This window comes from Aquimarina hainanensis (genome assembly GCF_042684685.1).
GTDB classification, from domain to species: domain Bacteria; phylum Bacteroidota; class Bacteroidia; order Flavobacteriales; family Flavobacteriaceae; genus Aquimarina; species Aquimarina hainanensis.
The window spans coordinates 82,895-98,024 of sequence record NZ_JBHULX010000022.1 but is presented as its reverse complement, the minus strand read 5'-3'; the positions used below and the strand labels follow the sequence as shown (position 1 = coordinate 98,024).

Here is a 15,130-nt window from a genome sequence, read left to right as displayed (position 1 = left end):
TTGTTAACAAAATTTTATGAAATTAACTTGCTTAATTAGAAACTTTTACTGATTTTTAATGTGGCTAATTCAAACAAAAACAATAATGAAACAAGTAAGTAAGCAAGTTTTAATGCTGTTTACAGCATTAATTGTGCAACTAACTTTTGCACAAGAAAAAACAGTTACCGGTACCATTACTGATAACAACAGTATGCCTTTACCAGGTGTAAACATTTTAGTAAAAGGCACAAACACAGGTACACAATCCGATTTTGACGGTAACTACTCCATTACAGCAAACAAAGGAGCTGTCTTGGTATACAAGTACCTTGGGTTTTCATCCAAAGAAATAGTTATAGGCGATCAACCTACTATAGACGTCAAACTTCAGGAAAGTACAAATGTCTTAGAAGAAGTTGTCGTTACCGGAGTTGCTCAAGGAACATCCATAAAAAAATTAGGTTTCGACCTAACAAAAGTTAATGTTACTGGTACCCAAACAATCCCAACCCCAGATGCAGCTTCTGCCCTTATTGGTAAAGTATCCGGTGCCCAAATTGTAAGAGGTAGCGGAAACCCACTAAGAAACTCCGCAATCATCCTGAGAGGTTCCAGTACAATTGAAGGTAACGTCCAACCCTTAATCATTGTTGATGGAATTATTACCGAAGGAGGGCTTCGAGATATTAACTCTGATGACATCCAATCCATAGAAGTTATTAAGGGAGCAGCAGCTTCTTCCCTTTATGGTTCATTAGCGGGTAATGGAGTTATTCAAATAATAACCAAAAAAGGAACAAGTCCGGAAGCTCAATTTACTTTTAAGTCAGAATACGGAGCTTCTTCTCTTGTAAACGAATACCCTTCTGCAACAACTCATCCTTTTGAAGTAGATAGCAATGGTAATTTTGCTTTAGACGGGAATGGAAATCGAATCCCAGCTTCAGATGGGCTTTTCGATAATAATTTCCCACAATTTTTCGATAACGTAAACAACCTTATTGGATCTCAACCTTACCAATCTAATGCTATTTCCGTGTCTCAAAGACTAGACAAAGGAAATTACTACGCTTCTTTCCAAGATGCTAGAGTCGAGGGACCAATAGAAGGGTTACAACCATTCATTCGACAAAGTGCTCGTTTCAATGCCGACTTCAATGCTACAGAAAAATTTAAGTTAAGTATCAATTCTTCTTATGTAAAAACAAAAGGTCAGGAAACAGCTCAAGCAGGACAAGGAGACAATCTATTCTACTCTATTCTTGTCGCAGAACCATTTATAGACATTACAGAACGAGGAGCTGACGGACAACCTTCTCCAAGACCTACTGGATATGAAATTCAAGGATCTAACTGGCAAAACCCACTTTATGTTGCAAATAACCAAAAGCAAGATAGAAGAGAGCAACGATTTATCGGAGGAGTTACAGGTAAATACGAAATTTTAGAAGGACTCTCTTTTACAGGAGCACTCTCCTTAGATAGAAATTCGTTCAAATACAACAATTTTTTCCCTAAAGGATACGAAACACCTACCCCTAATGCGGACACAAACAATGGTTTTATTCTCATACGGAATGCTTTTACAGAGAGAACAAATACTAGCGCTCAATTAGACTACAGCAAATCTTTTAATGATTTTAACCTAAGAGCTTCTGCTAAGTATTTATTCGAAAATGTAAAATTCGAAAGAGAAGATGGTAGTGGTTCAAATTTCCAAACAGCGGGTGTTGGTTCGCTAGACCAAGCAACCGAAAATGTTAATATTACATCGTTTAGTTCTTTACAAAAAACACAAAATTATTTTCTCAGTGTTGATGTTGACTGGAGAGACAAACTTATCATTGGAGGACTTATTCGAACAGACAGATCCTCTTTATTCGGAAGAAACAACAGAGACCAGGTATTTTACCGTGGATCTATTGCTTATCGTTTAGGAGAAGATATACAAGCAGAATGGATGGATGAGCTAAAACTAAGAGCTTCATATGGAACAGCTGGTTTAAGACCTTCTTTTGGAGATATTTTCGAAACATTCGACGTATCAGAATCAAGCATATCTCTCGATCAAGTAGGAAACCCTGACTTAAAATCTCCAGAAATAAGAGAAATCGAACTAGGGCTAAACTTAGATTTTCTATCCAAATATAATTTTGGTTTTACATATGCCTCTTCTCAAACAGAAGGAGCCCTAATTACCGTCCCTTTATCCGGGGCTGTACCAGGAGAAAATATCAAAAAAAACCTTGGAGAAACAGAGTATCAATCTTTAGAGTTTAATCTTTCCGGAACTCCTATAAGCACTAGCGATTTTACTTGGAATTTTGGAATTACCGGATCAAAAACAACTACGGAATTCACTAGCTTAGGAGGAACCCCTCCATTCACAAGAGTCCTAGAAGCAACTCTTTATGACGCTGCTCCTGCACGGGATGTCTTTAGAGTTCAAGCAGGTTTATCCCAAGGAGCTATGTTTGGTAATAAAATCGCTACATCTATAAATGATTTAACTGTAGAAAATGGTTTAGTTGTAAATGACGGACTAAACCTACCTATAGATGATTTCTCTGTTAATGAATTTGGACACGTTGTTGTCACTTCTAACATAGGAACTGAAAATGAACAAGTTGTAAGAGTTTACGATTCAGAAACAGGACAAGCAAAAGTAGATGTAATTGGAGACACCAATCCTGACTTTATTATTGGACTATCAAACACACTTACATATAAAGGTCTTTCTTTATACTTTGTCCTAGACTGGCAACAAGGTGGAGATGTTTACAATTTCACAAAACAACTACTCTATTTTAACGACAGACACGCTGATGCTGAAAATTTTGCTGCTGCAGGCAAACATTTTAATTATTTCAACGCTGCTTCGAACATATATAACAGAGGTCAACCGATTGATTATTTTGTAGAAGATGCTTCTTTTGTAAAAGTGAGAGAAATTTCACTATCCTACCTACTTGATCAGAATATTTTAGGTAAAGTTGGTGAATACATTGATGGAATGAAGTTTACTTTATCCGGAAGAAACTTATTTGTTTTCACAGATTATTCAGGCTGGGATCCTGAAGTTTCGATAGGAACTAGTCCACTGTTCAAATTCGATGAATTTTCGTATCCAAACTTTAGAACCTTCGTAGGATCTGTTCAGATTAACTTCTAAAAACAAAAAAAAATGAAAAGAATTAAATATTTACTTTTTAGTATTCTAGCCACAATGATTCTCTCTTGTAGCCAAGATGAATTTGATATCGAAAATCCTAATGCTGCTGATGCAAAAGACGTATTAGCCATCCCTAGTGATTTTCAGAATTTTAACATCACAAACCACACTAGTCTATTCTCCTCTATAGTTGGATTTAATGGAGTATATTTTAGAGGACTTGCTGATCAATTCACGTCCACTAACGCTTTTAGAAGTTTTTGGGATTATTGCGAGCAACCTAGACTTGCCGTCAACAATCAATCAACCAATGGCGATCTTCAATTTCAAGCAGGTGGTCCATGGGCTGAGTTCAATGCTGTGGTTAATAATGCTAATATTGTTATCAACAATATAGAAAATGAAAATGGAACTGTTATTATTGATGAAGACAATTTCACCAATCAAGAACTTGCTTCTGCATATTTTGACAAGGGAGTTGCCCAAGGTTACTTAGCTATGATTTATGATAAAGCATATATTGTTGACCCTACAACTTCATTAAACGACCTCCAATTCTCTACATACCAAGAAGTACTTACAGCTGCAGTGAGTAATATAGAAAAAGCTATTCAATTAGCTTCTTCATCCAGCTCTTTTTCGTATGAAATATACAGAGGAGGAGATGCATTGGACGGAAGTTTATTCGAAAAAGTAGCAAATTCATTTTTAGCTCGATTATCTATAGGAAATCCAAGAACTGACAGCGAAGCAGCTTCTTTAGACTATAATAAGATCCTACAATATGCCAACAATGGAATAGACAGTGATTTTTTCCCAACTTCAAAAGAAGATGTGTTATATAGTAATCTTCAAGACTGGTCATTATTTCAACTTGCTGATGGCTCTGGTTATATGCCTACAGATTTAAAAATACTTAAGCTATTTGATACGAGTTACGAAACAGACTATCCATTAGATTCTAATATAATTTTAGGTCCTGCAAATTCTACGGATCCCAGATTAACATCTTATTATGAATATGTAGACGCTTTTGGGTTTCTTAACGCAACAAGAAATAGAGCTTTATTTTCTAATTATCGCCATACAAGGTATTTTAATGATAATGATGAAAATCAAAATGGTCTTCCCGTTCAAATATTTCCAAAAGCTGAAATAGACTACATTAAAGCAGAATGTCACTTAAGATTAAATGATTTCGCTAGTGCTGTAGCTGCATTAGATGCCTCTCCAAGAATGACTACTGGAAACCAATCTACCACACCTACAGCCGAAACTGTTAGAAATGCTATTTTCTACGAATATTCAATTGAATTAGACCTTGCCTCAGGAATGGCAGTAAACTGGGCTTTTATGAGGAGACACGATCTATTACAACCAGGAACACCAACTATGTACCCCGTTCCTGCCACCGAATTAGAAATTACAGCTGACACCAATTACACTTTTGGAGGAGCAAGTAATGCCGGATCAGAAGGAGCTGCAAGTGGTTCTAAAGACTGGAGAACTCTTACCTTAACGTATTAAAAACAACAACAAAATACAAAAGCCACCATAAATTATGGTGGCTTTTATTTTTTGATTAAAACATAAGTTCCTTATGCCTAAAAACCGAATATTTTTATTTATAACATCTAGTCTTATCTTACTATACTCATGCAATAACACACAAAAAACACACACAGGAAACTGCTTATCAATAGAATACAATACCCTTGGTAATTTTAAAGATGCCAAAATCATTATTGACAACACTGTCTTTTTTCATACAAAATATCAAGACAGTATTCTCATGGAACAATACCTTCCAGAAAAAGAGGTAATTTTATTTACCACTAATGAAAAAATCGCCTCTAAAAAAATGAATAAAATTGATATTGCTATTGTGCTTGTCAAAAAAATATCCAAATCCAAAGAATATGTTTTATTAAACCCACAACAAACCTTAACTCAAGGAATCGTAAAATTCAGAAGAAAAGACAAGAAAAAAATAATTCTAAAAACGAATAACAATTACCCTGCTAAAGTAAAAATAACAGACTGTACAAAGTAACCCACATCTATACTCATTTTTATTAAAAAAAATCTTAAAAAAATCTAAATAAAACACTAACAAACAAGAGATAATCTCTTTTTTAGCTATTCCCCTTACAAAAAAAAGAGAACCCCTACTTTTAGTATTATTTTTTTAAAAAATCTCCCTTTTATTTAACATATTATCGATACAAATCCACTGTTCATCTATAAATTTTATGAACTAAAAATTGTTTTATAACATTTTTCTTTCCAAATTTGGCGCTGGCTAATTAAAACAATTCGTAAAATGAGAACAAAATTCAGTGGAATTTTAACGCTACTGTTAGCGTTTGTTGTGCAATTAACTTTTGCGCAAGAGAAGACTGTCACAGGAACAGTGACAGACAATAGTGGGCTCCCACTTCCTGGAGTAAACATCCTTATCAAAGGAACCAATAACGGAACTCAAACTGATTTTGATGGAAATTATTCCATTAAAGCTAATAGAGGAGCCGTAATTACATTCAGCTATATAGGCTTCACAACCAAAGAAATGGCAATTGGAGACAATTCTGTTATTTCGATTCAATTAGAAGAAGACTCTGCAGAACTAGAAGAAGTTGTAGTAATGGGATATTCTTCAAAAAGAAAAAGTGAAGTAACTGGTTCTGTAGTACAGATTAAAGCTGCGGAAATAGAACAAGTACCTGTAGCTTCTGTAGATCAAGTATTACAAGGAAAGGTTTCTGGTCTTACTATATCCGGAAACTCTGGAACACCAGGTTCTGTTCAACAAATTCGTATAAGAGGTATCAGCTCAATTACAGCCGGAAATGAGCCTCTTTACGTTATTGATGGAGTTCCTATGGATAACATAGATTTAGCTGACACAAGAGGTGATGGAGGAAATACTGCTCCTGCTTCATCTACTCTTTCTTCCCTTTCTAGTATCAACTCTTCTGATATTGCTAGTATCACGGTATTAAAAGATGCGTCTGCAATCGCTGCCTATGGAGCAAGAGGTGCTAATGGAGTAATTGTTATTACCACTAAAAGCGGAAAAACAGGAAAAACTACTTACACTCTTAATTCATCTGTCGGTTTTTCTAACGATGCTGTTAGTGGACCAACAGTCCTTACTGCAGCCGAAAGAGAACAATTATTTTATGAGTCTTTATATAATACTTTTGGAGCAAGTGAAGGTTTTTCTAGAGATCAAGCACAAGCATATTACGAAGCTAATACAAATGTATTTGGCAGAGATTATCTTGATTGGAATGCTGCTGGAAGACCTGAAGGAAACTGGGCAGATGTCATCAAAAATAAAGATGCTGTTCAATCAGAGTACAACTTTTCCGTTACTGGAGGTGACGAAAAATCAAACTTCTACGCCTCTTTAGGTCTTTTTAATTCAGAAGCTACCGTAATTGGAGCAGACTTTAAACGAATTTCAGGAAGTTTACGATACTCTAGAGATCTTTCTAACAAATTAAAGTTCAACACTAAAACTACCGTTGCTAACACAGAGCAAGACGGATTACTTGAAGGAAGTGCTTATTTTGGGTCACCTAGAACTGCTAAATATTTTATGTCTCCCCTAAGAACTCCTTATAATTCAGACGGAACGATTAACATTGATAACGTAGGAAGTGTAAGAAACCCTTTATGGATAGCTGAAAACGATATTAGTTTAAACAAGTTCACAAGAATTATAAACAACAACTCTATTACATGGGATACACCTATAGAGAACTTATCATTCACATCAAGAGCTAATATTGATTATACTGTTTTTGATCGAAAAAGATATCAGAATAGAACTCATGGAGACGCTGAAGATCTTGGTGGTTCAGCTTCAAGAACTACTAGAATCATAACTAATTATGTATTCCAAAACTCTTTAAACTATAACTTTATTGTAAATGATCTACATAAGTTCGACCTAAAACTTTTACAAGAATACCAAGAAAATAAAAGAAACTACTTAAATGCAGAAGGAGAAAACTTTGCTGCTGACGGATTAACCAACTTAAACTCTGCAGGTAAACCAACAACAGCTGACTCTCGATTCTTTGACTGGAGTGTAGCTTCTTACTTGGGAACTATGAGCTATGGTTATGACAACAAGTACCTTTTAAATGCTACTTATAGAAAAGAAGCTAGTTCTAGATTCCACGAAAGCAACAGATGGGGAACTTTCTGGTCTCTTGGTGCAGCATGGAATGTCCAAAACGAAAGCTTTATGACTGGTACTGAAGATATTATAAACAACCTAAAACTTCGTGCTTCATATGGTATTTCTGGTAATGCCAATATAGACTTAAACACATACCAAACATTATTAGGCTATGATGCGGATTACCAAGGTTCATCTGCTGTATACCCATCTACATTTGGTAACAACAGCCTTACATGGGAAAAATCAAAATCATTTGACACAGGTGTTGATTTTGGTTTATTCCAAAATAGAGTTTCTGGTTCTTTCTCTTACTATAGAAGAGAGTCTACTGACTTACTTCAAGAAGTTCCATTATCAAGAACTACAGGTTTTGGAATACAAAACCAGAATATTGGAAGAATGGAAAACAAAGGTTTTGAAGTTGAATTAAATGTTGAAATCGTAAGATCTGATGATTTCAATCTTTCTATAGGAGGAAACTTATCAACCAATAAAAACGAAGTATTAGAGCTTGCAACAGATGGTAATGGAGAAGAAATCTCAATATCTACAGGAACAAGAAGAGTTCAATCTGGTCACACCGTATGGGAATGGTACATGAGAAAATTCGCTGGTGTTGACACTAACACAGGAGAGAACCTTTATTACCTTAACGGAACAGACGGAGAAACTACAACCAACTATAATGAAGCAGAAAGAGCTTTTCAAGGAACAGGAGCATTACCAACTCTAACTGCAGGAGCTAACATTCACATTGACTATAAAGGCTTCTTCCTAGATGCTAATGCTTACTATGCCGGAGGACATCAGGTTTATGAAGATTGGGCTCGTTACACAAACGGAAACGATAGATTCTCTTTGCAATTTTATAATGGAATAAACACTGTATTAGACAGATGGCAAGAACCAGGAGACGTTACTGAAGTATCAAAAGTTACTTATACTGCAGAACCATGGAGAACCCATACAAGATTCCTTCATGACGGAGATTTCATAAGACTGAAAAACATAACTTTGGGATACAATTTCCAAAACAAACATTTAGACCTAGTAGGTTTAGCATCTGCAAGAATATTTGTTAGAGGAACCAACGTATTTACATGGGTTAAAGACAGCGGATTAAAATACGATCCTGAAGTACAAGCTAACGGTTTCACCAGCTTAACTACGCCTCCGACAAAAACTTACTCTTTAGGTGTTAATCTTAAATTCTAAGAAACAATGAAAAATAAATTAATATACATATGCCTATCAGCTGTTGTTTCATTTACATCATGTACAACAAGCGATCTTGACCCAACCCTTGCCCAAGAAAAACAACTCGAAGGAAGCATTAGCTCTACAGAAGATTTAGCTGGTGTCTTAAGAGGTGCGTACAGTAGAATGACTGTACGTCAATACTATGGTAGAGACTTTATAATCCACAATGAGGTCAGAACAGATAATGTCTTTGCAAACGGTAACTCTGGGCGTTTCCAAACCCCTGCTACCTTTAATTATACTGCAGACGGAAACCCTGGAATATGGACTCATGCATACAGAGTAATTGCTAGTGCCAATATTATCTTAGGAACTGATGTTTCTTCCTTTGACGAAACTACTTCAGATATATCCGAAGCTAAACACATTCAAGGGCAAGCTTATGCCATTAGAGCATTAGCTCATTTTGACCTTCTTAGAAACTATGGTCAACAACATGTTGGTGGAACTTTAGGAATACCTTACGTTACTGAGTTTAGAGGAGACAACTTAACCCCTTCTAGAAACACTATTGAAGAAGTAAAGAAGTTTATTTTCGAGGACTTGAACATGGCATTCAACACAATGAGCGATGCTCATTATGACAGCTCAAAAGAAACTATGTCTAAATATACTGCTAAAGCTATAGAATCAAAAGTAGCACTATATTTTGGCATGTATAATGAAGCTAAAGCAGCAGCTGAACTAGTAATTAACTCTGGTTTATATTCAATTGTACCAAAAGATAACTATGTTAACTCTTTTGCCATTGATGCTGCTCAAAACTCTATTTTTGAGTTGGCATATAGCGACATAGACAACTTAGACTCTAATAGTTTAGGGTTTATCTATAAAGGAGATGTTTACGGTGACATTGAGGTTCTTGAGAACGTAAGCAACCTTTATGAGGCAGGAGATGTTAGAGCTGATATTCTTGGAATGGAAGATGAAAGATTAAGAAATTTAGGAAAATACCCCGCTCTAAATGGATACGACAATGTTCCTATTATCAGATTTGAGGAAGTTATCTTAAACTATGCTGAAGCATTATTTGAAACAGGAGGAGATGCATTAACTCAGATAAACCTTTTAACTGCAGAAAGAGGAGCTTCTGCCTATACAGCTCCCCTTACTAAAGATGACATCCTTAACGAAAGAAGAAAAGAGCTTATTTTTGAAGGTTTTAGATATGATGACTTGTTAAGAACACAAAAGAATATCGAAAAAATAGATCCTAAACAAAATATATCTCAATCAATTCCATATGGAGATCATAGAATGGCTATGCCAATCCCACAAGTTGAATTAGACGCTAATTCAAACATGGATCAAAACAAAGGATACTAAGAAAACAAATATTTCTTAAGAATAATAAGACCGATAAACGATGTTTATCGGTCTTTTCTTTTTAGCCCCCTACCTTTTCCACTTCTTCTAAAGCTAAAAACTAAAGTTTTCTCCAAAAAATTTTAAAATTTCATCTTTTTAGTGCTTCACTTTATAATTTTAACATTTTAGCTATATTCAAAAAACAAGACTCCTTTTTCCAAAAAAGCCGGATTATTAACCCAACTTTAACATTCAATGTAATCTATTCATTTAAAATACCTTACTCACCAAAAACCACCAAACCCCTTATATTTATTAACATTTCAAAAAAAACACATCTTTTTAAGTATAACTTAAACCCCTCTATGCATTAATTAAAAAATTATCAACAAAAAGTTGCTTTATATGCATATTATTCACATTTTTGACGCGGTTAATTCAAATAAATCGTAAAATGAGAACAAAGTTTAGTGTAATTTTAACGCTATTCCTAGCGTTTGTTGTGCAATTAACTTTTGCACAAGAAAAAACTGTCTCAGGTGTTATTTCCGATAATAACGGAATGCCTTTACCTGGGGTAAACATACTTGTCAAAGGGACAAGTAGCGGAACTCAATCTGACTTTGATGGTAATTATTCTATCGAAGTTAATAAAGGAGCAGTACTTTCTTTTAGCTACATTGGTTTTTCTACAAAAGAACTGGTTGTTGGAGAAGAATCAACAATTAATGTAACTCTTCAAGAAGACGCTTCGGAACTTGAAGAAGTAGTTGTGACCGCATTAGGTATAAAAAGGTCTAAAAAATCTGTAGGATATTCTGTACAATCTGTAGAAGGAGAAGAAATAGGTAAAAACCTAATTTCTGATGTATCTACAGCAATGGCCGGTAAAGTTTCAGGTGTTCAATTTATTGGAGGTCCTGCTGCTGGTTTTGACTCAGGAGAGATTCGCCTAAGAGGAAATACAGATGTTCTTTATATCATAGATGGTATAAAAATGGAAAATTCAGACAATGTTAACACTGAAGACATTGAGAACATGTCAGTATTAAAAGGTTCTGCCGCAACAGCTCTATATGGACCTCTAGGTAGAAATGGTGTAATCATTATAAACACCAAAAGAGCTAAATCTGGAGACACTAAAGTTATTTTAAATCACGGAACCTCCTTTGAAACCGTTGACCTTCTTCCTGAATATCAAAATGAATATGGTGGTGGGTATAGTACTGAGTTTGACACATTCGAATTCAATCCTAGCATTCACCCTGCATCTTGGGCTCAATTTGATGGACAAAAAACACCCACTTACAAAGCTGACGAATCTTGGGGACCAAAACTTGATGGAACACCTGTAAGACATTGGGATTCTTGGATACAAGGTGATTCTGAATTTGGAAAATTAAGACCTTGGTCTGCTCAACCTGATAATATAAAAGACTTTTATCGAAGAGGACATACAAGCAGAACCAGTCTAACTTTTCTAAAAGGTAGTGAAGACTATAGTGTAAAAGGACAGATCATGAGAACAGACAGAAACAGTATTGTTAGAAACTCTGATAGAAACACAACTCAAGTAGCTTTTAATGTCAAATATAAAATAACAAAAAAGCTAGAGTTTTATGGAAATGCAAACTACCAACATAGAAAAACTAACAATCAACTAGACAGAAACTATGGTAATGTTTTCTCTAACTTAAACCAATGGTGGCAACGTCAATTAGACATGGATCGCGTTAGAAACTATAGAAGAGGGGGAAGAATCACTTCATGGAATATCAATTCTCCAACCGATACGCAACCTAAATACTGGGACTCACCTTTTTTCGAGCTTTATGAAAATTTAAACACTAACTTTAGAAATTCAACTTACGGTAACCTTGGTCTGAATTATAAAATAAATGATGAATTTTCTGCCAACATTGAAATCAGAAAAAGAAATACTAGTATAAAAGACAAAGACATTAGAGATGCTTGGGGTAGTATTAGCGGAATTCCAAAATATGATGAATTTGAAACAAACGATGCTCAAGATGAGTATTTTGCTATATTAAATTACAACAAACAAATAAACAAATTTGATTTATTATTGAACTTGGGAGGAGAATCTATCAACAACCAATTTCGATCCTTTGAAGCTAATACAGTTGGAGGTTTAACAACACCAGACTTTTATAGTATTGCCACTTCAAAAGATAGACCTACAATAAGAACTAACTACGAAAATTGGAAAAACAAAGCGATATTCCTAAAAGGTTCTTTAGGATACAATAATCTACTTTTCCTTGATGCTAGTTATAGGTTTGATTGGAACTCTACTGCTAACCCTGAAAATAATAGAGTTGAGACACTTGGAACTTCTCTAAGCTTTTTATTCTCTAAATTAATTCCTAAAAACGACATCCTTACTTTTGGTAAAGCCAGAATTGGGTATGCAGAAGCCCCTAGTTTTCCCGATGTATACAGACTCGCCAAGACATATGAAACGGAAGCTAGTTATGGTCCTAAAGGTTCTATAAGTATTCCGAACACCCTTCCTGACTCTCAATTAATCGGAGGTGTACGTAACGAGATTGAAATAGGAACAGAAATGAGATTTGTTAAAAACAGGATTGGTTTTGATCTTACTTATTTTAAAAAGGAAGATTCTGACCTTCCGGTTCAATTGTCAATAGACTCTTCTACTGGATATAACTCTATAGACGCCAACTCTGGAAAACAACGATACAGTGGTTTCGAAATTGGAATAAATGGAACTCCTATTAAAACCGACTCTTTTTCTTGGAATACATCCATTAATATAGGTACCTTAAAAAGAGAAGTTATAGAATTAGCAAAAGGCGTTGAAAACAATATTATATCTGCCTATAGTAGACGTCCTAATTACTGGGGTAACGAATCCATGATTAACATTCAGGAAAGAGTTGGACAAGAATGGGGAGCTGTATATGGACGACGGATAAAAAGAAATGAAAATGGAATTCCTTATATAAACACCTCAGATGACTCTTTCTCTTTTGTTAAAGAGGAACAACAGTACTTAGGGAATTTCTTACCAGATTTCACAGGTGGTTTTTCAAATAGTTTTAAATACAAAAACTTAGATTTATCTATTGGTATTGATTTCCAAAAAGGAGGTAAATTCTTTTCTATGACTCAAATGTTTTCACAATATAGTGGTATATCCAAATCAACAATTGGAAATAATGATAAAGGAAATCCTATAAGAAATCAAGTAGCCGATTCCAATGGAACCTCTAGAACAATAACTCCTGTCAGCGACTCAAGCAGCAATACCGGAGGTATCTTAATAGAAGGGATTGATTCTGAAACAAACCAAAAAGCTTCTTATTATGTAAGTCCTCAAACCTATTTCAAAAGCAAATTTGGAATTGGTGATGAATTCATTTACGACGCTTCATACATACGCCTTAGAACAATATCCTTATCCTATAACCTCCCTAAAAGATTATCTGAAAAAATTGGAGCAGATAATATAAAGCTAGGGGCATACGGTAATAATTTATTTTTATTGTACTCAGCAGTTCCTAGCATAGATCCTTCTCAAATAGAAAGAGGAAGAAATGACGCCGCTATGAACGGTCAAGTATTCATTGAAGGAGGACAAGCTCCTAGTGCTAAATCTTACGGTTTAAATGTGCAATTTACATTCTAAAACATTAAACATGAAAAACACAAAATCAATACTAGTCGCTAGTTTTGTTTTTATCATTTGCTTTTTTAGCTCATGTGAAACAACTGACTTTGGAGACACCAACACGAACCCTAATCAGCCATCAAACGCTGTTACATCAGGGCTTCTAACAGAAGCTCAAAAATATCTCGGAAATAATTATAGCACAGCAACCGTACCTAATTTATATGTACAATATCTTTCAAATGGAGACTATCCTGATGAATCTAGATACCTTGGCTTTAATTTTAGTTATGACACAGAGTATCAAGACGTACTCGTTAACCTTAATGAAATAATTAAAGTATGTACTGATGAGACCACGAAAGAAAATGCATCGGTTTATGGAGGTCTCAACAACCAAATAGCAGTTTCTAAAATCTTAAGATCTTATATTTTTGTTACAATAGCTGATCGATGGGGCTACGCACCATATACAGAAGCTCTAAAAGGAACTGAAAACTTATTTCCTAAATACGAAAGTGTAGAAACCATCTACAAAGGCTCCTTTGAGGAAATTGACGAGGCACTTTCTTTAATTAATTCTGAAGCTGGTCCTGTAGGGGATATCCTTTTCAATGGAAATATGGACAACTGGAAAAAACTAGCTAACTCTCTGAAGGTTATAATGAGTATAAGGATTTCTAAACAAGTTCCTGGAACAACCGAATATGCCGCGTTACAGTATAAAAAATCTATTGAAAATGCAATTTCAGGTAATAACGAAAATATTATTTACACTTTTTTAGAAGAGGATTCTAACGATAACCCTTGGCAAGATAGATTTGAGAGCAGAAAAGATTATTGTATGGCAGAGACTTTCGTTAATGCTATGATTGGCAATGGTAATCCTGAAACCCCACAAGACCCTAGACTGGACAAATATTCTGACAAACCTGTAAATACGCCAACTAAACATGCTGGCGGTGTATATGGAGAACAAAATGACACCTCTGACTTTTCTTCTATAACATCCAATATCATCAAAAACAGTAAAGCTCCATCTTTCTTATTTACCTATTCTCAAATGTTATTTGCAAAAGCTGAAGCAGTAGAATTAGGTTGGGACGCAGGTAGCTCGGAACAATTAACAAAAGACGCTATTAAAGCTAGCATGGAACAATGGGAAGTTAATAATACTGATATAACAACCTATATCAATACTATTACTTATGACGGGCTAAAAACTATTGCATATGAAAAATGGGTTGCATTGTTTTTACAAGGACATGAATCTTGGGCTGAATGGAGACGTTATGAAAGCTTAGGAGTTGCTCCTACATTAAAAATAATTACTAATGCTATTAATGGAAATGGCATTCCTAGAAGACATGCTTACCCAGGCACTGCACCTTCTTTAAACAAAGAAAATTACGATAATGCAGTTAAAGCTCAAGGCAAAGACGATTTAGACACTAATCTATGGTGGGCTTTATAGTCTATTCTAAGTGACAAGAGCATTATTTATAATAAACACCCCGAGAAAAATCTCGGGGTGTTTTCATTTTTATTAAGATATATT

7 protein-coding genes are annotated in these 15,130 nt (G+C 35.0%); all 7 read left to right on the top strand.

The window, feature by feature from the left end; all coding sequences use genetic code 11:
• Positions 1-85 precede the first annotated feature (85 nt).
• The 7 genes from ACFSTE_RS12510 to ACFSTE_RS12480 all read left to right on the top strand — a co-directional run bounded on the left by ACFSTE_RS12510 (position 86) and on the right by ACFSTE_RS12480 (position 15,046).
• On the top strand, positions 86-3,154 hold the full coding sequence (locus tag ACFSTE_RS12510; RefSeq protein WP_378253378.1) for a SusC/RagA family TonB-linked outer membrane protein: 3,069 nt from the start codon (positions 86-88) through the stop codon (positions 3,152-3,154).
• A 12-nt stretch (positions 3,155-3,166) separates the two neighbouring features.
• Positions 3,167-4,681, top strand: coding sequence for a hypothetical protein (locus tag ACFSTE_RS12505; RefSeq protein WP_378253376.1), 1,515 nt, complete (start codon positions 3,167-3,169; stop codon positions 4,679-4,681).
• Positions 4,682-4,754: 73 nt separating this feature from the next.
• Positions 4,755-5,207 carry a hypothetical protein gene (locus tag ACFSTE_RS12500; RefSeq protein ID WP_378253374.1) on the top strand — a complete coding sequence of 151 codons (453 nt, stop codon included), beginning with the start codon at positions 4,755-4,757 and terminating at the stop codon, positions 5,205-5,207.
• A 270-nt stretch (positions 5,208-5,477) separates the two neighbouring features.
• Complete coding sequence (locus ACFSTE_RS12495) at positions 5,478-8,564, top strand: SusC/RagA family TonB-linked outer membrane protein (protein ID WP_378253372.1); 3,087 nt, start codon at positions 5,478-5,480, stop codon at positions 8,562-8,564.
• A 6-nt stretch (positions 8,565-8,570) separates the two neighbouring features.
• Positions 8,571-9,935 carry a RagB/SusD family nutrient uptake outer membrane protein gene (locus ACFSTE_RS12490; RefSeq protein ID WP_378253370.1) on the top strand — a complete coding sequence of 455 codons (1,365 nt, stop codon included), beginning with the start codon at positions 8,571-8,573 and terminating at the stop codon, positions 9,933-9,935.
• 436 nt (positions 9,936-10,371) lie between these two features.
• On the top strand, positions 10,372-13,590 hold the full coding sequence (locus ACFSTE_RS12485; RefSeq protein WP_378253368.1) for a SusC/RagA family TonB-linked outer membrane protein: 3,219 nt from the start codon (positions 10,372-10,374) through the stop codon (positions 13,588-13,590).
• Between the two features lie 10 nt (positions 13,591-13,600).
• The gene (locus ACFSTE_RS12480; RefSeq protein WP_378253366.1) at positions 13,601-15,046 is read left to right on the top strand and encodes a SusD/RagB family nutrient-binding outer membrane lipoprotein; all 1,446 of its coding nucleotides are present in this window, start codon (positions 13,601-13,603) and stop codon (positions 15,044-15,046) included.
• Positions 15,047-15,130 lie beyond the last annotated feature (84 nt).

Bases quoted from the DNA above. Each gene is read 5' to 3' on its own strand.
- ACFSTE_RS12510 (WP_378253378.1), top strand. From the start codon at position 86: ATGAAACAAGTAAGTAAGCAAGTTTTAATGCTGTTTACAGCATTAATT.
- ACFSTE_RS12505 (WP_378253376.1), top strand. From the start codon at position 3,167: ATGAAAAGAATTAAATATTTACTTTTTAGTATTCTAGCCACAATGATT.
- ACFSTE_RS12500 (WP_378253374.1), top strand. From the start codon at position 4,755: ATGCCTAAAAACCGAATATTTTTATTTATAACATCTAGTCTTATCTTA.
- ACFSTE_RS12495 (WP_378253372.1), top strand. From the start codon at position 5,478: ATGAGAACAAAATTCAGTGGAATTTTAACGCTACTGTTAGCGTTTGTT.
- ACFSTE_RS12490 (WP_378253370.1), top strand. From the start codon at position 8,571: ATGAAAAATAAATTAATATACATATGCCTATCAGCTGTTGTTTCATTT.
- ACFSTE_RS12485 (WP_378253368.1), top strand. From the start codon at position 10,372: ATGAGAACAAAGTTTAGTGTAATTTTAACGCTATTCCTAGCGTTTGTT.
- ACFSTE_RS12480 (WP_378253366.1), top strand. From the start codon at position 13,601: ATGAAAAACACAAAATCAATACTAGTCGCTAGTTTTGTTTTTATCATT.